Annotated in this window: 20 protein-coding genes; 12 read left to right on the forward strand and 8 right to left on the reverse strand. The window is 42.5% G+C overall.

Features of this window, described 5'->3' with window-relative positions; translation table 11 throughout:
* Positions 1-198 precede the first annotated feature (198 nt).
* Together IPZ60_RS12705 and IPZ60_RS12710 are read left to right on the forward strand one after the other, a co-directional pair.
* The gene (locus tag IPZ60_RS12705) at positions 199-1,005 is read left to right on the forward strand and encodes a 3-oxoacyl-ACP reductase (protein WP_227669361.1); all 807 of its coding nucleotides are present in this window, start codon (positions 199-201) and stop codon (positions 1,003-1,005) included.
* 53 nt (positions 1,006-1,058) lie between these two features.
* Entirely contained in the window at positions 1,059-1,322 is a 264-nt protein-coding gene (locus IPZ60_RS12710; RefSeq protein ID WP_194198115.1) for a hypothetical protein, read from the forward strand.
* 89 nt (positions 1,323-1,411) lie between these two features.
* Here IPZ60_RS12710 and IPZ60_RS12715 read toward each other — a convergent pair whose 3' ends face one another.
* Entirely contained in the window at positions 1,412-2,248 is an 837-nt protein-coding gene (locus IPZ60_RS12715; RefSeq protein ID WP_194198116.1) for an HAD family hydrolase, read from the reverse strand.
* A 310-nt stretch (positions 2,249-2,558) separates the two neighbouring features.
* Here IPZ60_RS12715 and IPZ60_RS12720 point away from each other — a divergent pair, with 310 nt between their 5' ends.
* The 4 genes from IPZ60_RS12720 (at position 2,559) to IPZ60_RS12735 (ending at position 5,320) form a co-directional block, all read left to right on the forward strand.
* Positions 2,559-3,065, forward strand: coding sequence for a hypothetical protein (locus IPZ60_RS12720; protein WP_194198117.1), 507 nt, complete (start codon positions 2,559-2,561; stop codon positions 3,063-3,065).
* 456 nt (positions 3,066-3,521) lie between these two features.
* Positions 3,522-4,001 (forward strand): BLUF domain-containing protein, encoded by a 480-nt coding sequence (locus IPZ60_RS12725; protein ID WP_194198118.1) that lies wholly within the window; start codon positions 3,522-3,524, stop codon positions 3,999-4,001.
* A gap of 252 nt (positions 4,002-4,253) precedes the next feature.
* Positions 4,254-4,733, forward strand: coding sequence for a BLUF domain-containing protein (locus IPZ60_RS12730; RefSeq protein WP_194198119.1), 480 nt, complete (start codon positions 4,254-4,256; stop codon positions 4,731-4,733).
* A 107-nt stretch (positions 4,734-4,840) separates the two neighbouring features.
* Complete coding sequence (locus IPZ60_RS12735) at positions 4,841-5,320, forward strand: BLUF domain-containing protein (RefSeq protein ID WP_194198120.1); 480 nt, start codon at positions 4,841-4,843, stop codon at positions 5,318-5,320.
* 129 nt (positions 5,321-5,449) lie between these two features.
* Here the strand turns inward: IPZ60_RS12735 and parC are convergent, their stop codons facing one another.
* Complete coding sequence (parC, locus tag IPZ60_RS12740) at positions 5,450-7,756, reverse strand: DNA topoisomerase IV subunit A (RefSeq protein WP_194198121.1); 2,307 nt, start codon at positions 7,754-7,756, stop codon at positions 5,450-5,452.
* 646 nt (positions 7,757-8,402) lie between these two features.
* Here parC and IPZ60_RS12745 point away from each other — a divergent pair.
* The 5 genes from IPZ60_RS12745 to IPZ60_RS12765 all read left to right on the forward strand — a co-directional run bounded on the left by IPZ60_RS12745 (position 8,403) and on the right by IPZ60_RS12765 (position 15,139).
* Complete coding sequence (locus IPZ60_RS12745) at positions 8,403-10,130, forward strand: AMP-binding protein (protein ID WP_194198122.1); 1,728 nt, start codon at positions 8,403-8,405, stop codon at positions 10,128-10,130.
* Positions 10,131-10,867: 737 nt separating this feature from the next.
* Positions 10,868-12,640: an AMP-binding protein gene (locus IPZ60_RS12750; RefSeq protein WP_194198123.1), complete on the forward strand. Its 1,773-nt coding sequence runs from the start codon at positions 10,868-10,870 to the stop codon at positions 12,638-12,640.
* 261 nt (positions 12,641-12,901) lie between these two features.
* The gene (gene rph, locus IPZ60_RS12755) at positions 12,902-13,618 is read left to right on the forward strand and encodes a ribonuclease PH (protein ID WP_110924083.1); all 717 of its coding nucleotides are present in this window, start codon (positions 12,902-12,904) and stop codon (positions 13,616-13,618) included.
* Between the two features lie 124 nt (positions 13,619-13,742).
* Positions 13,743-14,234, forward strand: a complete 492-nt coding sequence (locus IPZ60_RS12760) for a hypothetical protein (protein ID WP_194198124.1) — start codon at positions 13,743-13,745, stop codon at positions 14,232-14,234.
* A 263-nt stretch (positions 14,235-14,497) separates the two neighbouring features.
* Positions 14,498-15,139, forward strand: coding sequence for a hypothetical protein (locus tag IPZ60_RS12765; protein ID WP_194198125.1), 642 nt, complete (start codon positions 14,498-14,500; stop codon positions 15,137-15,139).
* Positions 15,140-15,235: 96 nt separating this feature from the next.
* On the opposite strand, the gene hemJ is transcribed toward IPZ60_RS12765, so the two are convergent.
* The 6 genes from hemJ to serB all read right to left on the reverse strand — a co-directional run bounded on the left by hemJ (position 15,236) and on the right by serB (position 20,903).
* Positions 15,236-15,670 carry a protoporphyrinogen oxidase HemJ gene (gene hemJ, locus IPZ60_RS12770; protein WP_194198126.1) on the reverse strand — a complete coding sequence of 145 codons (435 nt, stop codon included), beginning with the start codon at positions 15,668-15,670 and terminating at the stop codon, positions 15,236-15,238.
* Positions 15,671-15,818: 148 nt separating this feature from the next.
* On the reverse strand, positions 15,819-16,970 hold the full coding sequence (gene bioB / locus IPZ60_RS12775; protein ID WP_194198127.1) for a biotin synthase BioB: 1,152 nt from the start codon (positions 16,968-16,970) through the stop codon (positions 15,819-15,821).
* A gap of 221 nt (positions 16,971-17,191) precedes the next feature.
* A complete protein-coding gene (locus IPZ60_RS12780) occupies positions 17,192-17,698 on the reverse strand; it encodes an SCP2 sterol-binding domain-containing protein (protein WP_194198128.1) in 507 nt (168 codons plus the stop codon).
* Between the two features lie 180 nt (positions 17,699-17,878).
* Positions 17,879-18,280 carry an AciT family ciprofloxacin tolerance protein gene (aciT, locus tag IPZ60_RS12785; RefSeq protein WP_227669362.1) on the reverse strand — a complete coding sequence of 134 codons (402 nt, stop codon included), beginning with the start codon at positions 18,278-18,280 and terminating at the stop codon, positions 17,879-17,881.
* A gap of 226 nt (positions 18,281-18,506) precedes the next feature.
* Complete coding sequence (locus IPZ60_RS12790; RefSeq protein ID WP_194198129.1) at positions 18,507-19,493, reverse strand: DUF368 domain-containing protein; 987 nt, start codon at positions 19,491-19,493, stop codon at positions 18,507-18,509.
* 219 nt (positions 19,494-19,712) lie between these two features.
* Positions 19,713-20,903: a phosphoserine phosphatase SerB gene (gene serB, locus IPZ60_RS12795; protein ID WP_194198130.1), complete on the reverse strand. Its 1,191-nt coding sequence runs from the start codon at positions 20,901-20,903 to the stop codon at positions 19,713-19,715.
* Positions 20,904-21,421: 518 nt separating this feature from the next.
* Between serB and IPZ60_RS12800 the strand changes: the two genes are divergently transcribed.
* Positions 21,422-22,897, forward strand: coding sequence for a hypothetical protein (locus IPZ60_RS12800; protein ID WP_194198131.1), 1,476 nt, complete (start codon positions 21,422-21,424; stop codon positions 22,895-22,897).
* Position 22,898: the final 1 nt, after the last annotated feature.

The raw sequence follows: 22,898 nt of genomic DNA on the forward strand, positions 1-22,898 counted from the left end.
TAAGGCAATCGATGTGAGTCGTTGTGATGAAGCACTGATTTTCCGTCAATCATAGAGATTTGATACAGGGTTTGGTACTAGATTTGGTCAGCCTAATGACAGTATATAATCATGCTATGATTAAGAGCTTAGTGTGTCTTGCTACTATTTTTTATCGTGCATAGATTCAACCATACCATAATAATAAGGATGTAAAATATGACTCAGAGCCATTCAGCAGATGCAGTGATTCCAATGCTTCTCAAAGACAAGGTTGCTATTGTCACAGGGGCTAGCCGCGGCCTCGGAGCACAAATTGCCAAACATATGGCAGCAGCAGGGGCCAATGTATGTGTCAATTACCTGAACAGTAAAGATGCTGCCGAAGCGGTAGTGGCTGATATTAGAGCCACAGGTGGGCAAGCTTTTGCTTATCAAGGGGATGTGACTGACGCAATTCAAATGCAAGCAATGGCAGCGGCAGTGATTGAGCATTTCGGTGCAATTGATATATTGGTCAATAATGCCTTGCCTAGTTACCAGTTCAATCCTAGTGCGGATTATACGAGTATCGAAACCGTGAATTGGGCGCACTTCTCTCAGCAGATGGATGGCATCGTCAAAGGTGCAGTCAACACAGTGCAAGCGGTATTACCTCAGATGAAAGCGCAGAAAATGGGTAAGATTATCAATATCTCAACCAACCTTATTTACAATCCGGTGGTCACTTATTACGACTATACTACTGCTAAATCAGCGCTAATCGGGCTGACACGTAACTTAGCATCTGAATTGGGTCAGTATGGTATCCGTGTCAATCTGCTGGCAGGCGGACTCTTAAAGACGACTGATGCGAGCAGCTTGACCACAGAAGAGGTATTTGATTATATTGCAACGACTACACCATTACGTCAAGCGACCTCAGTAGCTGACTTTGCCAATTCCGTACTGCTAATGGCGTCTGACTTGAGTGCAGCCATCACAGGGCAATCCATCGCTGTTGACGGTGGCTTGACAATGCCTTAACTGACGCCTTAACCGATGCCTTAACGTTTGATTAGGTTTGTAGAAGGGATAAAATGAATATTCGTCAAGGTGTTGGAGTCGTCACCGCTACGCTGGTTATCATTGCCTTTATGACATTGCTTAATTATGGCTCACCGACACCTATGGTGAATTGGCCAGTTGAGACCTATATGGGTCTGACATTTACGATTGGCTGGTTTAGTGGCGTACCCAATTGGCTGGCTTACGTGCTAGCAGCAGTAGTGCTTATTCTTATCGTTGTAGGGTTTTATAAAATTGGCAGCTGGATTTATGTTTTGATAGCGGATAAGTTGTAAATATTCTAAAAGCCTTTCACAAAAGAACGTCATCAAAAAACCCTTGTCAGATACTGACAAGGGTTTTTTAATGGTTCTAGAAAGCATTCTTATGACGCTGTTTTCAACTGATCAAGTACTATCTGTATTCCATATTCTTCAATCGTTCCAGTGACAAAGTCAGCACGTTCTATCAGCGCTGGTTGTGCATCTCCCATGGCTACAGCAAACCCGACCAAATCAAACATCTCTAGATCATTCATACCATCACCAAATGCCATGCACTCGCTTGCAGCCACTTCATAGTATTTACACACATCTTTAATACCTCGTGCTTTGGATGCTTCTATCGGCAATATATCGGCGCCAATATGATGCCAATGTACCAGTTTTAAATCGTATTGAGCAAAGTCAATATCTTGCATTTTGTCTTCTTGACTATTAAAAAAAACAGAACATTGATACACCGTGTTTGATTTATAGTAATCAGGGGCAACGATAGAGTTGGGCGTGATAGCGTTGAACTCACGCAAACGCTCGTTTTCACCTGACCAAGCGATATGAGTCGCTGAATCAAATTTATGGATAAAGTCACCCTTTAGGCACAGGTTTGCAATTTTATCCGTTTGTTCTGCGGACAGCGGGTAATGGCTAATTCGGCCACTATTGTCGAAGCTATATTGTCCATTCATACAAATAATGGCATCCAACACATTTGACTCTAGCAACGCTAAGATGTCATCTGGCAATATTGCTTTGGATCGTCCTGTTGATATCACCAGCTTGATATCAGTCTCAGCAAGCTGCTTCAACGTCGCTTGGTTATGCTCAGCGATAATACCGTTGCGGCTGAGCGTATCATCGATATCAAAAAATATGATTTTGGGCATAGGTATGGGTGTGCTCTGAGCCATAATCTCTGTGGCAGTTTTATCTTCAACAAACATGATGATCCTATTGTTTTTTATTCAGGGGTCAGTGGTTTAAATACTACTATAACCACGTGAAGGAAGACCATAGCTATAAGGTAACGTACCCATAGATGATCTTGCTTGGTGAGCTGAGATAAGTCTACTATTCTGAATCTTATTTCTTTTTAATTCAAAGGATTAACAAAACTCTTTAAAAGATACAACCAACTTAACAATAATTATCTATTATAAAGTTATCATTAATTACCTTTTACAAGTTTTATGATTGATCAAAGAATGACATCGCTTGTCTGCGCTAATACACCAACTGTCTAAAGGAATGCTTATGAAAGTTTTCACCTTAAAAAAAGTGGTCGCCTTAAGTGCACTCGCTTTGTCTACTAGTACCTTTGCGATGGATGTCACGTTCAATGATAAGACGTGGAATGCTGATCAAATACCTGAAGGCCAACAATGCCTAGATTACGGTGGCAAAAGTCCAGCCACGCCGAGTATGAAGGTCTCAAACATTCCTGATGGAGCTGATAGCTTAGTCTTTGTCTACAACGACGTGAGTAACAAACGCATGCAAAAGGGCGGGCATGGAATTATCAGCTACGCATTGTCAGAAGGTAAAACCAGTGTCGAGGTGCCACGCGTGTTCGGTCACACTTATGAAGTGCCAGTCGGTGTAGAGATGGTGGCTGAATACCGTAGCCGTCAGGGCGATATCCGCGGCGCATACAAGCCACCCTGTTCAGGCGGTAAAGATCATTTGTATACGGTAGACGTACAGTCATGGCAGGGCGATATGATTACTGCTGAGACGACAATTGAGATGGGTCGGTATTAGTCAATTGGGCACTTTAGTCAGCGTAAAAAGCCGTCTATGTAGTGTGTAGGCGGCTTTTTCATGGTAGTAAGCTAAGAGCCATCTATCTATAAGATGTGCTAGCTTAGTGAATAGGCGAAGATTGGCCTGATACTTGCAACATCTGACGCAATCCATGAGTGTGGGTCAGTCGTATGTTAGGATAGAGGCAGGGCTATAGGAAAATATAGATTAGACATTATAGTTATTAGAATAATGATATTGCACTGGTTGTGTCTAGTTTTATAGTACAATTGTACTCTGATAGATGCTGGTATATTATCTCACTAAAATCTCATGTCATCACAGAACCATGTCATCACAGAAAAAAGTCATGATAGATTGTCAAGAGTCATTGGAAGCTAAAAATATTATTGATTGTATTTAATTTTAAAGTATCTATCAATTTGGATTAATTTTTTATAAATGGATTTTCTTATGCATATAACGACAAGCCAACCTTCAGAAAATAGAAAAAGACATGGCGAGCATATTCTTATCCATATGACATATATCGCCAAAAATGTCGACCTAGATTCGGGAATTGAGCTGACTCGCGCACTTGAGTATTGGCGCAGATATTTTGAAGAAAATAATATAGTTTCAGCTTTAGTTATTAGTGAAGGTTATTTCGTTCAAAGTTTTGAAGGGACAAGGCCTGCTATCAATACTGCTTTAGAAAAAATACTTGATGAGCACTCTACCATTTTTCCTAATATCGTTAATATAGAGGAAATAGAATCGCTTCAATGGAATGGGTTTTTAGTCAAACATTTAACATCAAGCATTGAAGATGAAGAGTATGCTCTAAAAAGCTTCTCAGCAGGTTTTGACTACAATCCCTATCTAATGAAAAGCACTCAGATTGAAAGCTTTTTGAAGGCAGTATTTGAAGATGCTGAATCTAATAAATTTTAAATTCGTTGCATTTATTTCCTATATATTTATTTCTTAAGTATTTGTCTCTTAGGACCGTCACTTATTATAGCTATACTAAAAAAGCCGTCTATATATATGTGTGTAGGCGGCTTTTTGGCTATTCCTATTTTTGTCGTATCATTTTAAGGTGTAGACGATAAGAAACTGGTCAATTACCAATAGTTTTATTGATTACACCTTATAATAGAGTGTATATTAATTTATATAACTATTATATAAATGGATTTTCTTATGCACATAACGACAAGTCGAACTTCAGAAAATAGAAAAAGACATGGCGAGCATGTTCTGATTAGCCTAACGTATATCGGTAAAAACATCGAAATGAAAACAGGTATAGAATTGACTCGTGCTCTTGAGCAGTGGCGAAGATACTTTGAAGAGAGTGGGTTAGTTGCAGCGCTTGTGATCAATGACGGTTACTTTATTCAAAACATTCAAGGCTCAAGACCAGCTGTTAATGCTGCTCTGGCGAAGATAATTGATGAGCACTTCAAAATCCTCCCTAATGTTGTCAAGGTGGAAGAGATAGAAGCGCTTCGATGGGATGGGTTTGTAACCAAACACCTGACGGAAAGTGTCGAAGATGAGGAATATGCTTTGAAAAGCTTCTCAGCAGGTTTTGACTTCAATCCTTATCTAATGAAAAGTACTCAGTTTGAAAGCTTTTTAAAAGCGATATTTGAAGATGCTGAAGCCGATAAATTTTAAGTGAGTAGTATTTGTTTTCTAGAATATTTACTTATTCTAGCTAGCATAAAAAAGCCGTCTATAAAGTATTTTTTGATTTAGATAAATTTTTATAAATAAGGTTTCTTATGCATATCGCTACCAGCCCACCTTCAGAAAATAGAAAAAGACAGGGTGAGCATATTATTCTCAGCCTAACGTATATTGGCAAAAATAGTGACAGTAATAATGGAATAGAGTTGGCTCGTCTGCTTGAGCAGTGGCGAAGGAATAATGAAAAAAGTGGTGTAACCTCGGCGCTTGTCGTTAATGATAATTACTTCATTCAAAATATCGAAGGTCCAAGACCTCTTATCAATGAAATATTGGCAAAACTGATCAATGAGTATTCTTACCTAGTACCGCACCTCAGTGAGATTGAGGAAATAGAGAAACGTAGGTGGGAGGGGTTTTTATTAAAATATTTGACATCTAGTGTAGAAGACGAAGAATATACCCTAAAAAGCTTCTCAGCAGGTGCTGACTTTAATCCTTATCTAATGAAAAGTACTCAGATTACAAGTTTTTTGAAAGCGATCTTTGCGGATACCGAATCCAATAAGCCTTAGATAGCTCCTCTATTCTGATTGGCGCAAAAAAGCCGTCTATACATTGCGTATAGACGGCTTTTTGATAGGAGCTGTTTAATTTTATCAGCCAGATTCCGAACTAGGATTTCCAAAATTTAAATAGTCAAACTATCCAACCTCAACACTCGTCACATTCTGAAAGCCTCTTGGCAACTGCCCACCACGATTACCACGCACACCTGTATAGTTAGCCAAATCATTTGGCTTGAGTGTCACATGGCGTTTGCCTGCGGTAATGACAAGGCTATCTTGCTGACTAAGTGGCGTGATAGTAAGTACTTCTTCGCCGTCCTTTAGCTTGATAAGCTTATTACCTTTACCGCGAGCCTGTTCCGGCAAATCATCAAGGGCAAATATCAATAGGTATCCTGCATTGGTCGTGACGGCGACGTGGTCAGGTGCCACACTTGTATTGCTATTCTCACCGTCAGTATTGGCAGTCGCATCTACTGGCGCATCGATACGTGCAACAGGGAGCAGTCGACTATCAGTTGCTAGGTTAATAACATTTTTACCCGCTTTTTGATTGCTATCGAGATTGCCAATGGTATTGATAAAGCCATAACCTGCCGAGCTGGCGAGGATGATGCGCTGATCGTCAGCACCCGTTAATAGCTGCTCAAAGCTAGCACCTGCTGGTGGCTTTAACACACTGGTCAGTGGGTCACCTTGACCACGCGCAGACGCTAAATTATGCGCGTCAATACTATAGCTGCGTCCAGTGCTGTCGAGCACGTAAATCCTTTCATTGGATTTACCGCGCACGTGCGCTTGATAGCTATCACCTGAGCGGTAACTCATACCGGCAGCATCGACATCATGGCCTTTGGCAGCACGAATCCAGCCCGCTTTTGATAGGATAGCGGTGATAGGCTCGCTAGGTACGAGGTCTGACTCTTTTAATGCTTGCGCTTCTTCGCGCTCTGCCAGTGGTGATACGCGCTCATTACCATGTTCTTTCATATCGGCTGTCAGCTCGTCAATCATCAGATTGGTCAGACTGTCTGGATTGTCTAAATATTCTTGAATAATCGCACGTTCGGCAGCCAGTTCATCTTGCTCACGGCGCAGTTCAATCTCTTCTAACTTCGCCAATTGGCGCAGACGAATATCCAAGATAGCATTGGCTTGGATGTCCGTTAGGTCATAGTCCTGCATTAACGTCGCTTTCGGATCTTCCTCTTCACGAATGATGCGAATCACTTCATCAATATTGAGATAAGCAATCAGCAAGCCTGCCAAGATGTGCAAGCGTTTATCAATTTTATCAAGACGATATTGCAAGCGGCGCGTGACCACTGAGCGGCGACAGACTAGCCACTCTTCTAATATTTCTTTTAGGTTTTTGACCTGTGGCTTACCGTTTAGGCCAATCATATTCATATTGACGCGGTAATTACTCTCAAGCTCCGTACTAGCAAACAGATGGCTCATGACGCGAGCGACATCGACTCGGGTTGATTTTAGCTCAAGCACGATACGGCAGGCATTTTCGTGATCTGACTCATCGTGAATATCGGTAATCCAAGGCAGTTTCTTATCGGTCATGAGCTTGGCGATTTGCTCTTGGATTTTGTTGCCTGAAACTTGGTAAGGCAGCGCATCAATGATGACGAGGTTTTTCTCTTTAGGGTCAACATGGAATGTCGCACGCATTTTATAGCTGCCGCGTCCAGACTCGTACATCGCTTGCAAGTCTTTTTTACTGGTGATGATTTCAGCAGGTGTTGGCAGATCAGGTGCTGGTATTGATTGGGTAAGCTGCTTGACCGACAGTTCAGGATTTTTGAGCAGACGAATGGCAGCGCGTACTACTTCATTGAGATTATGTGGCGGGATATCCGTTGCCATACCGACTGCAATACCTGTTGTGCCGTTCAATAGGATATTGGGCAGGCGGGCAGGTAGGGTGGTTGGCTCTTGCATCGTACCGTCAAAGTTGTCTTGCCAATCGACTGTGCCTTGTCCAAGTTCTGCTAGCAACGTATTGGCATAAGCAGACATTTTGGCTTCGGTATAACGCATCGCCGCAAAGGATTTGGGATCATCAGGGCTACCCCAGTTACCTTGACCTGTGATGAGCGGATAGCGATAGCTGAACGGCTGCGCCATCAGTACCATAGCTTCATAACAAGCACTATCGCCATGTGGATGGTATTTACCCAAGACGTCACCGACGGTACGTGCCGATTTTTTGGCCTTGGCAGTAGATTTTAGCCCCAACTCGCTCATGGCATAGACGATGCGGCGCTGTACAGGTTTTAAACCATCAGCGATATTGGGCAGTGCCCGATCCATGATGACGTACATGGCATAGTTGAGATAGGCTTGCTCAGTGAACTCTGCGACTGAGCGAGTATCCATCGGTTCAGTGGGAATGATTGGGGTAATCGTATTATCAATAACATCAGACATAAAATAGGATTCACTTATCAGTTTTAATAGGTATAGATAATTGGTGCAAGCGTACAAATAGGATAGTGCTATCGTAAAGGAAATTGGCAGAATTAAAAAGGTATAAGTCAGAATAGACGACAGGTCGTGACGCGCTTCATTAGGTTTCTTTAACATCTTTTGCTTGATGGCTTTTACAGAACAGGTAAAGCTAGCGACAATTAGTATTACCCGTCAGCCGAGCAGTGCTAAAGATGGTACTCGCCGTCATTTTGTAACCTTAACAGAACTGGCTAGCGCCCTTGACAGCACAAAGTAATGAACGGGTAACAAACCATAAGATTTCTATAGATAAAAGTTCGACAATAGAATGCTAAAAACTCATTGGTATTTATTATTAAGTATTTGATGTAAAAGGTTTTATTTTCCGTCAAGCTTGTTTGCGAACTCAAGCAGCAATCTTTTATATTGAGTAGTTTGTACAAAGTGTGTATGTTAATAAACAAAGGGCTATTTACCGCTATATTGTTTGCTCAGCACTGTACGATTACGCCATAGCCTTGCTTGCCACCGTAATGGTCAGCAAAGGCTTGGCATTTCGTATGTTTATCACACTGTGATTAGTATACGCTGACGGTAATGTACTATTACTAGGAGAAAAAAGATTATGGAAAATCAAGTAAATTTTACCCGTCGTGACGATAAAGTTTGGCTAAAAACGTATGAAGAGCTTGGGCTGGATTACAACATTGAAATGCCAGCTGACGACACCTCACTCATTGATGTTTTTGAGAAAAGCTTTGCTGAGAATAGTGATAAGACTGCCTATATTTGCATGGGTTCATCATTAAGCTTTAAAGAAGTGGATTTATACAGTCGCCAGATGGCTGCCTATCTACAGTCGTTAGGACTGGTCAAAGGTGACAAAGTTGCGGTCATGATGCCCAATATTTTGCAATTACCAATTTCTGTCATTGCGGTACTTCGCGCAGGTTTTACCTTAGTTAACGTCAACCCGTTATATACCACCAGAGAGCTTGAGCATCAACTGACCGATTCAGACGCCAAAGTGCTGATTATGGTCGAAAACTTCGCCAAAACCTATCAAGACATCGGCCGTAGTCTAGTCGACAAAGTCGTGATTACAGGTATGGGCGACTTGATGGGTACGCTCAAAGGATTCATGGTCAATACGGTCGTTCGCCATGTGAAAAAAATGGTGCCCGCCTATAGCATTAGCAATAGCATCACCTTCAAAAGTGTGCTGAGTCATAGCGCTGCGAGTAAATATAAACGCCCAAGCAATATCACGCTCGATGACATCGCCGTTTTACAATATACCGGTGGTACGACAGGCGTGGCAAAAGGCGCGATGCTAACGCACAAAAACTTAGTCGCAAATTTAATTCAGTCCAATACCTTTTTGGGCACTGCTTTTGATGATTTCGATCAAAGAGGTGAGCAGCCTGTCATTATGACGGCATTGCCGATGTATCATATTTTCTCATTTACTGTGTGCGGTATGTTTGGTTTATATCGCGGTTGTGTAGTGCTACTAGTACCAAACCCACGCGATCTTGATAGCTTATTAAAAGCATATAAAGCCAATCCACCAGCATTCTTCCCAGCGGTCAACACGTTGTTCAATGCGCTTGCCAATAACGAAGAATTTATCGCGATGGATCATAGCAAGCTGCGTCAATCGATGGGTGGCGGCATGGCAGTACTGAGCCCAACCGCTGAAAAATGGCGCCAAGTAACGGGTAATATCATTATCCAAGGTTATGGATTGTCTGAAACAGCACCGGTAGCGACTTCTAACCCTAGCAATAGTAAAACCTTCACAGGTACCATTGGTGTACCGATGCCAGCGACTGATGTTGCTATCTTAGATGATGCTGGTAATGAAGTTGAGCTTGGTGAGCGCGGCGAGATTAGTGTTCGTGGCCCACAGGTTATGAAAGGCTATTGGAATCGTGAAGATGCCACTGCCGAAGTGATGACAGCAGACGGATTCTTCCGTACAGGCGACATTGGTATCATGGCTGACAATGGCTACGTGACGATCGTTGACCGCAAAAAAGATATGATTTTGGTGTCTGGTTTCAACGTTTATCCTAACGAAGTCGAAGAAGTCATGGCCGGTCACCCTAAAATTCTAGAGTGCGGTGTCATTGGTATCAGTGACGAAAAGAGCGGCGAGACTCCTAAGATTTATGTCGTGCGCAACGATCCTAGCCTGACCGCTGAAGAAGTACTGGCTTATGGTAAAGAAAACCTAACTGGTTACAAACGTCCTCGTCATGTTGAGTTTATCGACGAATTGCCAAAATCTAACGTGGGTAAAATTCTACGCAAAGATTTGAGATTGCTTGAAGAAAAGAACCATGGCTAATTGATTGATACTCAATACTCAATACTCAATACTCAATACTCAATACTCGAAAGCTAGTTATGAGTGCTTACAAAGACTCAGTGCTCATACAGACTAAACGCTCATAACTAATCGTAATACAGGGTAAGGTCTTTACTAAAAATGATAAGATTGCGTATATGCTATCTTGTCATTTTTTTGCGTCTATTTTGTCTTTAAGATGTCGTTAGGGCGAGTCTTTATTTCAAAAGCAATAATCAAATAATAGATGTTAAAGTCAAAATAAAACAATGACGCCGACAATATCGAGATATTCATCAGCTATGCGATACGGTTTGGCGAAACCTAGCTATCATTAGCTTAGCCACTATTAGCCTAACCATCGTTAGACTAGTTAGATAGTCATCGCTTGAGTTGAGGGTAGGCTTTAGTATAGATAGAGAATTTTTGGCAAAACTGCTATAGTGCGCATCAGCGTATTGTTATATTTAACGACAACAGGATATGATTTTCGCTCTATATTTCTTATAAAATCAACCTTGTATATGTGATTGTTGATTTATTCTTGTTGAGCTGTTAAACCATTTATTATGGGTCTAACACTGCACTTTGATTTACAAGTCTTGTGAATAACGAATGCTACTGTCTTATCATCGTTTCTTATCCACAGGTTTTTGCTGTCATTGATCAACCACAAAAAATAATGGTGTTTCCATTAGATTATTCTACGTTTTTAACGGCAACATTTAGGGAAAGTTATGACCGACAGTACTAATAAAAAGACCACAAACGATAATGCTGCGACCAATAATAACGACAGCGGATTTCCTACTATGCCGATGATACCGAGTGATAGTCCATGGTTAGGTACTTATGAGCGCTATGGTATTGCGGCTACTATCGACATGCCGGATGATAGTACTTCTTTATTGGAGGTGTTTGAGCGTAATTTTAGCCGCTATGGCCAAAAGCCTGCTTATATCTGTATGGGTGCATCGATTACCTTTAAGCAATTAGATTTATTTAGTCGTCAAATTGCCAGTTACTTACAGTCGCTAGGATTGGCTAAGGGTGATAAGGTTGGGGTAATGATGCCCAATCTCCTGCAGTATCCAGTGGTTGCATTGGGTATCATCCGCGCAGGTATGGTGTTGGTCAACGTCAACCCTTTATATACGAGCCGCGAGTTATCACATCAGCTGCATGATAGTGGCACAAAAGCTTTATTTATCGTAGAGAATTTCGCAAAAACGTATCAAGAAGCAGAAGATAAAGGTCAGGTCGAGCACGTCATCGTTTGTAAGATTGGCGATATGTTAGGCACGATCAAAGGAGCCGTGGTCAACCTCGTTGCACGCCATATCAAAAAAATGATTCCTGCTTATAGTTTGCCAGAGAGTGTGAGCTTCAAGTATGCCTTGAATGCTGTTTCTGCTAGTAAGTACAAACGTCCTGATTTGAATTTAGGCGACGTGGCGTTGCTGCAATATACCGGTGGTACTACGGGTGTGGCTAAAGGGGCAATGCTGTCGCATGGTAACTTAGTGGCCAACATGCTACAGATCAGTGCGTTGATGAACAGTGCATTTGACGATGATGCTGATGCCGATGAGGTTATCTTGACGGCGTTACCGCTCTATCATGTGTTCTCATTTATGGTTTGTGGTATGTATGGCATGTACCAAGGCTATGCGGGTTTGCTTATCCCGAACCCACGTGATCTTGATGGTCTGATCAAAGAGATGGGCAAATATAAACCATCATTTATCCCTGCGGTAAATACGTTATTCAATGGCTTGGTACACAAAGACAGCTTTGCGGATTTAGATTTTTCTAATCTAAAAGCCTCTATCGGCGGTGGTATGTCGGTACTACCAAGCGTGGCAAAAGAGTGGCATAAAATCACAGGCTTGCCTATCGTTGAGGGTTATGGTCTGTCTGAAACCTCACCAGTGGTTGCTTTTAACCCAATGACCATTGCTGAATTCACTGGCAAGATTGGTATTCCCGCCTCTAGCACAGATGTGATACTGATTGATGATGATGAAAAAGAAGTTGCTTTGGGTGACCGTGGCGAGATTTGTGTCAAAGGTCCGCAAGTGATGATTGGGTATCAAAACCGTCCAGACGAAACAGCTGAAACCTTTACTGCGAATGGTTATCTCAAAACTGGTGATATCGGTATCATGGATGAAAAAGGCTTTATTAAAATCGTTGATCGCAAAAAAGATATGATTTTGGTTTCTGGCTTTAATGTCTATCCGAATGAGATCGAAGAGGCTATGAGTGAGCATCCAGCAGTGGTGGAGTGCGGTGCGATCGGTGTTCCTAACGAAAACCGCGGTGAAGAGCCAAAGTTATTTGTGGTCAAAAAAGGTGAAGTGACAGAGCAAGAGCTACTCGATTTTGGCAAAAAACAACTGACCGGCTATAAACGTCCGCGTAGCATCCAGTTTGTTGATGAATTACCAAAGTCAAACGTAGGTAAAATCCTACGTAAAGAATTGCGTAAGATGGAAGGTTTAGAATAAATTCAACACCACACTTTACTAAAACAGCGGCGTAATAGCGTGGGTGAATCTTGCTATTGCGCCGCTGTCACGTTAGGATATCTCCATATTTGCGTCTACTAAGGCTCCCAGTCGCTATTTGTATTCGAGTTATATTCGTATATGTCAATTTTCGTGAATAAATATAAGCTTAATGAAGACTGGTCTGCCATGTAGCGACAACATTTTATTTTATAGCCATTTTTATCACCCTGCTTTTCAAACATTGTACTAGGAATTTTTATGCGTAATGACAATCGTGAGCTTGACCAACTTCGCTCTATCAGCTTTGAGCGCCATTATACTAAGCATGCCGAAGGGTCAGTGTTAGTGAGCTTTGGCGATACCAAAGTACTATGTACTGCTAGTGTTGAGTCTGGCGTACCACGCTGGTTGAAAGGCAAAGGCAAAGGTTGGATTACAGCTGAATACGGTATGCTGCCACGCGCGACCAATACCCGCAATCAACGTGAAGCGGCACGCGGTAAGCAGTCAGGTCGTACCCAAGAGATTCAGCGTTTAATTGGCCGTAGCTTACGTGCGATGATTGACTTGAGCAAGTTGGGTGAAAACACCATTTATCTTGACTGTGATGTACTGCAAGCTGATGGTGGTACTCGTACTGCTAGTGTAACTGGTGCAGCGATTGCACTGATTGACGCATTAGAGACGGTTCAAAAAGCCAAAAAACTAAAAGCAGATCCATTGATTGGATTGGTTGCTGCCGTGTCTGTCGGTATGAAAGATGGTGAAGCATATCTAGATTTGAATTACGAAGAAGACTCTAGTTGCGATACCGATTTGAATGTCGTAATGACTCAAAAAGGCGAGTTTATCGAGCTACAAGGTACTGCGGAAGAAAAACCATTCACTCGCGCTCAAGCTGATGACATGTTGATTCTTGCCGAAAAAGGCATTGCCGAATTGATCAAAATGCAGCAAACCGCTTTAGGTTGGTAGTCTGCTTCTGATCTATTATAAGCGGTGCTAGTTTTTTAACACTACAACGACCTCTGACAGATAGTTGGCTTTTAATAGCCGACTATCTGTTGCCACACAGATATCTCGCAACAGGTAATAATGCATGCTTAAGCTGACCGACGATGGCGCCAAAATCACCTTACAAGGTCAGTCCCAAACGACTGATAACGGTATGTTTTGGTTTGGCTCTGCCTTATTGGTCGGGGCAGTTGCAGTCGCCTTTGCCATGAGTGTGCTACCTGAGCGCTTGGCTATCGGTGCGTTAGCGTTGCTAATTATTGGCAGCTTTGTTTTTAATCGACAACGCCAAAAACATAAAAAAGCCATGGTGGGCGCTATCAGTGGTGGCACACTGTGGGTGCGTGCTGGTGAGATGGTACATGACAATCAGGGTAAGCGCGAGCATATCCATTTGATCGATAGTGACAAGATAATGCTGATCGGCGAGCAGTTACAGATTGTCGATAGCAGTGACACACGTAAGTACCATATTAGTGGCTTTGAAAGTATCCAAGAAGCCACTGCTGCTAAAGCTATCCTACAAGGCCAAGCGTTATCTAAGCGGCATGTTAATATCAAAATGAGTGATAATTAGTAGCTGTCTCTCATATCCTATCCAAATTAAATTTTTCTAAAAGCATATATATTACCTGCCTAGCTTTTAGTGCTATCTTGATTTATCCCTTCTAAATTCGCATTGTAACGCTACCATCAATCTGTATTTTAATACCTTCTACCATCTATTCAAAATGAATAGTGCTTGCAGATTCATGTCTAAATAGTTTATAAGTAAACTTGAAAAGCGTCTATTATTGTTGCTTATGTCACTATTTATATCTTATAGACAAGGAATCAGTCATGTTGCGTTTGCCTACATTGATGTCATCAATTACAGCGTCATGCAGTCTATTATTTACCGTTAGCCTAATAGGTCAAGCTCATGCAGATAGTATGAGCACACTGATCGCTCAAAAATCTGCCCAATTAACAACAACTACTTCCTATCGCTATCCAGACGTATCTCGTCAAGCGCGCACAGTACTCCCTGCATTTTTATCCGGTGATTATGACAATATCGATAGTGAATACTTACCGTTACTGAGTAATGCGGAGATACAAAGCAGTCCCGCTGCCCGTGAGGTCGTCAGTACTGCTCGCAAGATGGCGCTAAATGAGCGCACCATCATTCAAGGTGGCTGCTGGGACTATTTAAATGCGGTATTTAATCGGGCAGGGGTGACACGCAATACCATACATAAAGGCACGTATGGGCAAGGTCCTTATGCCAATAGTAGTGAGATTGAGGCAGGCGATTGGCTTTACTATATCAACCATGGCTATAATGGCGTCGAACACAGTGGGCTATTTGTGGGTTGGGTCGATGAGCGCGCGAAGCAAGCATTAATATTAAGCTATGCTGGCGAAAACCGCCGAGAACCTGCTCGTTACCGTGTTTATGATTTGAGCAACGTCTATCAAATAATGCGCCCTAGCGTCTAGGTATTATCAACATCACATAGTGTGATAAAAAAAGCGTCCGTCACTGATAAAGTGGCGGACGCTTTTGGTTTGTAGGCATTAGTAATTTTGCTAATTTCAGAAAGGTTTTACCACAACTAAGATGACGATAATCACCAAAGCAAAAACTGGTATTTCATTAAACCAACGCCAAAACTTATGAGATTTATAGTGTGGATTATCAATCAGTTTTTTGCGATATAATCCGCAAGCACCATGATAGCCGGATAGTAATACCACTAATAAGAGCTTGACGTGTAGCCAACCTTGAGTTTTATAGACATCCCAGCCCAGCCCCAACATCCATAGACCAAATACCCATGTCGCTATCATCGATGGGGTCATGATGCCGCGATACAGCTTACGCTCCATAATGGTAAAGCGCTCTTGGCTAATGGTGTCATCACTCATCGCATGATAAACAAACAGACGCGGCAAGTAAAAAATCGCCGCAAACCAGCAAACCATAGAAATAATATGTGCTGCTTTAATCCAGTTAAAATAGTCTGCCATTACTTAATCTCTTGTTATCAGCCATTTAATACTAGCTCTTTAATATTAGGCTTATTTTCATATGCTTGTTATAAGGGCTAATTTACGACACAGCCCAAACGCAAGTGCAATGCAGATTATTGATGAATACTAACTGCACACAGTCAAATTAGTCAGCCAATACCACTTGTGTTTGATGACCATTCATAGCGTCTAATACAGGCAATACTTTAGGAGCTCTTGGTGCAGCAAATTGCTTGGTTAAGCCAAGCTCACGCATGAGTCTGTCATCGCCTGATTGACTAGAGTTTCCGGTCGTCAATAACTTGTCGCCATAAAAGAACGAGTTGGCCCCCGCCATAAAGGCTAAGGCTTGCTCAGAGTCAGATAGGCTTTCGCGGCCAGCAGATAGACGCACATAGCTAGTTGGGCAGCAAATACGCGACACGGCAATGGTACGAATCCACTCAAGCACAGACAATTGACCTTCGGCCAATACTTTGTCGCCGATAGGAGTTCCTGCAATAGGGACGAGCAAGTTGACTGGAATAGATTCTGGCGCTTTTGGCATTTTTAGCAGTTCGTGTACCCAATCGATGCGGTCATCACGGCTTTCACCCATACCGACGATATTGCCGCTGCAGACATTGATGCCTGAGTTGCGCACATTGTCTATCGTATCCAGACGTTCATCATAGCTGCGCGTGCTGACAACTTGTTCATAATAGCTGCGTGAGGTATCTAGATTATGATTGTAATAGTCCAATCCGGCATCCGCTAATTGCGTCGCTTGATTGGTATCTAACATACCAAGCGTCATACAGGTCTCAAGCCCCAATGCCTTGACTTCTTTAATTAGCTCAACCACGTAAGGCATGTCTTTGGCGCTTGGATGCTTCCATGCAGCACCCATACAGAAGCGTGACGAGCCACTGTTTTTGGCACGTTTGGCAGCGGCAATGACTTTGTCCACTTCTATGCGTTTTTCTGCTTGTAGTTTGGTGGTATCGCGATGATGACCTGATTGCGAGCAGTAACCGCAATCTTCAGGGCAGTTACCTGTTTTAATCGACAACAAGGTGCTGATTTGTACTTCATTGGCAGTAAAATTCGCCCGATGTATCGTTTGTGCTTGCAACAACAAATCCATCAAAGGCAAATCAAACAGTGCAGCGATTTCTTCGCGGCTATGCTTATGTGGAGTTGGTTGGTTGGCATCGGTGGCTAAACTGGCCAAAAAATCATCGCTACTGTTTTGATGATTGAGTGTCTCAGTGTGGCTATCGGCATTGGGTTCTGAGATGTTAAGTAATCCTGCCATGAGATAAATCCTTTTATAACGGTATTGGGTATATCTGAATGTTTTTGTGTTCTTAAAATAATAAAAAAGGCTGCGATATAGTATACCGTAACCTTTTTAGAAAATCAGAGTGCTATTAAATAGTATTTATATTGAATACAATAAAGTAGGTCAATAGTAACTATTTGCTGTTCAGTTTGCTATTCAGTTTGCTATTTAACGGTCTAATTATTTGTATCTGGCTATTTGCCCAGTTTATGCTTGGCAACACCAATCCAATGGTTTGCAAAGTTCTGTGCTTTATAAGCGTAAGGCTTGGCTTTGTCCAGATAAGGTTTGCACTCTTCTGGCACCGCTGGAACGATATGCTTTGCAAGCTTATTAAACCACATCATGAGGCTATAGTCGCCTTCGATGCTTAAATTGCCTTCTTGAACCGCTGTCATAAATGCTGGAAGGTTACCTTTGGTCAAAAGCTTAACACCAGTCATAGAATCTTTGAAGTTGATAGTGAGGTCTGCTGATTTTGCATGACCACTAGACTGGCTAAAGCTACCATTATCAAAGACAAAATAACGAGCGATGTCCGCTTCAGTGCTAGCAAGTTCAATCGTAACATTACGATCAGCGAATAGCTTTTTGACAGCTTCATCGTCGCTATCAGCTAGCATAGATAAACGATAACCGATCACAGCCAATAACACGTCTAAAGGATCAGACTTAATATCTAGAACAGGAATAGTAAACATAATCGAACTCCTAAAAAATGAGACGCAAAATAATACGTACTTTATAACAATTTTTGCGACAAATATATAATTACATTATAAACGATGGATGGGTTGTTATTCTTTAGGAGTTACGTAGAGAGCGTTAAGTATCTTGTAACATTCGATGACGTCAGCATGATTGATACAGGGTTGACTGCATTAGTGAAAGCGCGGTTGGTAATCATCATCGTAGACGGGCGTATGCTCGATATAGCGTGCGGCCTCTAATTCACGCTGCAGCTGAACCGATTGACTGACATCTTCGTAACGTAGCGCCCGATACAACACCCAAGCCGCTAAAGGCAACCAGCTGATGCCCATGGCGATGATATAGCTGTGCAAGTCTGATAACTCTGACAGCATCAGACGACTCGATAATATACTGTGAATGACTTCCACGCTCAGCCAATACGCCATACCGCCAAATAGATATAAGAGCAGCCAGCGCTGAGACGAGAAGGCGAGCGCCGCTATTATCACTGCCAATAAGCCGTAACCAAGTAAAGCCGCATTGCTCCATGCCGCTATGTCGATAAAAGAAAATATAGTTAGTAACATCATTCATCTCGCTATTCATAAGGTGAATTCCAATAAGACCATTATGAAAGTTTGTGAGGCAAAGCTAAAGAGGGTACAGGCGAGTTTGCGACAACCGATGACGTTTGGTTTTTTAGTATATTTTGATGGTTTTCTATTGCAGATTTGGAGAGTAAGCGCCGTAAGGGTAGGCGCTTATTTTTAGAGGGAAATAATAGTTTTACTAATCAATAACAACTAAACGTTGTTGTTAATGATGGTTATTACGCTTGCCCCACCACGATAGTAACGACACCAACACAGCACCTAATAGCATTAACCCCAGTGTGCTGAGCCAGTGTGGACCAGTAGGGTAGTGCCACGGCATGACGTTGTTTATTGCCTCGTTATCTAGAGTGTTTAAGATATCTACTTTCCACGGCCATATCTTCATCAAAGAGCCAGCGATAAATCCGGTGAGCAATGCTAGCGTTGCTTGATAGTAGCGAGCCAATAGCCATTTTAGTGCGTGGGTGAACAGTAAAAGTCCAGTGACCATACCAGCCATAAGCGTCAAAATAACCGTGAAATTAAGGGTATGCACGGCTTCTAATACCGTGTCATAAGCGCCCAATAATAATAGGATAAAGGAACCTGATATACCCGGCAATATCATGGCGCAAATCGCGATTGCCCCTGCAAAAAACAAATAAGGCAAGCTTGGTGTGCCGGTGAGTAGTGGCAAACTACTGATAACCATTGCACTAACGAGACCGATGCCAAACAAGGCAATACGTCCTATATTCCAACGTTTGATTTCAGTTAATAATATAAATATGGTGGCAACGACCAATCCAAAAAAGAACGACCAAATCAGCAGTGGTTGATTGTCCAGCAAGTACTTAATCATGCCAGCCAAAGTAGCAAAACTGGTAGCGATACCTAATAATAGAACTAATAAAAATGTCGCATCGACCTGTCGCCACACAGCAAGCAAACCTTTGATTCCACCTTCCTTTCGGAATGTCTGCCAAAGTTTGGGGCCAATACTGCCAAGCGCATTAATCAATCGCTCATAAATACCAGCAATCAGCGCAATAGTACCGCCAGAGACGCCAGGTACGATATCGGCTGCACCCATGGCCATTCCTTTGATATAGACACCTAATAGCTGTTTTGGGTTGTCCGTAGTAACACTGGTATCTAATGGTTGCGGTGCTGACGACTCGCTTGGTTTGGGGGATTGGGGTGCCGTCATGGACAGTCCTTGATTTAAGATGAGCGTTGAAGGTGAGTGACAACAGTTAGACTAAAGTATAGTTAGACCAAAGTAATGCCCAGGCAGTAATATTTAAATGGTTCTATTAAAATAGCATCATGACCAAGTGGCAACGAAGTATAAAAGCTAGAAAGATAAAAGCCAGATTAATGATAAAACATCAACCTAGCTTTTCGTACGATTGCGAGCATTTAGCACTTATTTAGTAGGAGCAAGCGCTGGATAGCCAAGTGCATAAAGCGTGCCTTCAAGACCAGTCACATTTACCGCGGCATCGGCACGTGCTTGGACGATAGGTTTTGCGTGATAAGCAACGCCTAGATCAGCAATGGCCATCATTGGCAAGTCATTAGCACCGTCGCCAATACAGACCACTTGTGACATATCAATGCCTAAGCGCTCTGCTGTGTGTTCAACGATTGCGGCTTTTTTGGCACCATTGACGATAGGTAATTGCACGTGGCCCGTCACCATGCCTTCGTCAATATCTAAAAAGTTGGCATGAACTTCGTCAATACCCAACTGCTCTGCGATATAGCGAGCAAAATAGGTAAATCCGCCTGATACCAATACGGTGTGATAACCCAATGCTTTGAGCGCACTGATCGTGGTGCGTGCGCCTACCGATAAGGTTAAGCGGCTACAAATATCATCCAGTACGTCAATTGGAATGTCTTTTAATAGTGCCACACGTTTGGCAAAAGATTCGTCAAAATCGATCTCACCGCGCATCGCCGATTCAGTGATGGCGGCAACTTCTTCACCGATACCTGCTGTTTTGGCCAGCTCAACGATGACTTCTTGCTCGATTAAGGTGGAGTCCATATCGAAGCAGGCAAGCTTGTGGGTACGTAGCATATGACCAACAGATAAGATATGGCAATCAACGACATTCAAATTATCCGTACTGTCAGCACTGCTCGTACTCTTATACGCTTCAGCCAAATCATGACGCAAGCGTCTGGTCAGCTGGTCATCAATGATGTGAGCGGCAGCGGTTTTTTTGGCGGGGTGCATGAGCGTATCGGTGACCGGTACCAGCAGATAGCGGAATACCTGTGCCTGAGTAAAGGGCAGTCGCTGTGCATTTCCGTCTGTTGGCTCTGTATCAGAGACAGTGATATTCACAAAACTTGCATCGGTATCTTCAGCGACAGTGACCAGATGCCAGTTCGGCTGCTCATCGACCCAAGACTGCACATATTGATGAATATCAAGGGTTGATACTTTAGTAGGTAGCACCACAATTAGTGCAAAAACGGGTAGGGACTGTAGCGCGTCAAAATCCTGTAGATCAGTACCATCAGGTAAGAGCGAGGCAATAGAGTCAACGGCTTGTTGCCATGCTTTGCTGTCTTTTGGTAACGAATAAGATGTATTGTTTGGCATGGCTTAATTGTCCCTTGTATGCTCGTATAAGATTGGGAATAATAGCAGCTTTCCTTGGCAGCGCCTATAGATGACATGCAAAGTATCATGGTTAACTAAAAAGGGCTGTACCAGACAGAAAAGCGTTTGAAATTGAATGTTATTATTATGACAAATTTATAAAGCTGCTAACGCTATAAGGTTTATTATGGTGATATAGTAGATAGCATAAGCGAGTTGTATTTATGATAATGTGTTTAGTCATAACAAGTCTCATGTGCGGTCGTTTATCCTATAGTCCTTCCACTATAAAAGTATGACAGCGTTAACCTCGATTGAAGTATCGCATATACATCTACACTCGGTTGCCTCGTACTTCTTTTAAATTGAATCGACTATAAGTGATGGTTTACCCAGATATACGTTATAAAGACACGCGTTACAAAAAGATGCCTGCATTACCGTTTTTTAAAAATAGCCAAAAAATGAGCAATAGCCTTGTTTTTTAATTTCTTTTATCCAAAAAAGTTTAACATATCATGACGTATTTAGCGCCGCGGCAAGGGTTGTTTGCCATTATTCTTCTGGTTAGTTTTTGTTTGCAGACTCTATTGTTGGTTATCAGCACCGATCAACAGTTGAGCAACAGTCGTGCGTTAAAAGGCGAGCAGATGGTTGCTCAGCTGATTGATGAGGCAAGGTTGTCTTTAGAGAATAAAGACCGTGTCAGTCTAAGCGTGATTGCCAATCGCTATACCAGCGAGCAAGACGTGACGAAGATATTGATCACAGACAATAACGACGATATCTTGGTGCCAGTCGGCAATGCGCCTATGCAGCAAGGTGATACGATTCGTCAAATTGCCACCAACGGCGATGCTGTGATTGGTAGTGTGGCACTGACATTAAAGGACATTAGCAAAGGTGAAATTATCGCCATGCAATGGCCATTTGTCATCGGCACTATGTTATTGCACTTATTACTTTGGTTAATTTACGGCTATCTTGCTCGCCCTACCAAAGAGCAAATCAATGCCCTCAGTCGTGATATTCAAGATTTGCACCGTGAGCAGTATATGCAAATTGATCAGCGCAGCCGTAACTACGAGCGCCGCTCAGCTGACCGTCAAACAAACGATCTCCAAGAAAATGACTCTCAAACAATGGATAGCTTGGATGAAGACGGCGCAGAGCATAAGCCAGCTGACCTTCGTAAGTTTGATGTAAATAGTGAAGTAAACCAGTATTTAAGAACACAACAAAATCAAAGTGCGGCGAGCGATACCACTCATTCTAGTACGGCTATTAATGGTGCGGCAGATGACCAAGTAGAAGAAAGCACGCAAGATGAAATGAGCGGCAGTAGTACTCATAAATCTAATAGTGCCTCGCGATTGTCTGCCACACGAGCATTTGACAGCGTGAGAGTACAGATTGTATTCCATGACGAGTTCAATATGCTTGAGCGTCTTGCACCTGCTCAGCGTTTGCCTTATTTGGCATTATGTACTCAGCTATTAAACCAAGCAGCGACTGAGCTACTCAAGCAGCCATTGTTGCTAGGTGTGAGCATGATAAATGAGCCTAAGTTCGATGACAGCGGTGCGAGTGTGCTATTAAAAGCGGATAACAGCCATGCCAAAGTTGCACTAGCAGGCGTGATGCTTGGTAAGTTGTATTTAATGCTTAATAAGATTATCCATGACAAGCATATCGAGCTGTCACGCTTTGCATTACCTGCCAAAGCGGGCGTCAGTGATGATGCACAAAGTGATGCGATGATGCAATTGCTGCACAGTGTTGGCAAAAAAGAGCAGATGCTGATCTTGCTACCGAATGCTGGACTCAAGCAAATCAGCCATCATGTACAAGTACAGAGTATCATGCGCCCAACTACCGTTTATGAGCGTGAATGTGCCGTATTCGATGGTGGGAATGATTCAATGATTCAACGCTTGGCGGATGTCCGAAATTCGGTACTGATGATTGAAAATGAAGATGAGTCACATATTTAAT

The organism is Psychrobacter sp. NG25 (assembly GCF_015234355.1).
Classification (GTDB): domain Bacteria; phylum Pseudomonadota; class Gammaproteobacteria; order Pseudomonadales; family Moraxellaceae; genus Psychrobacter.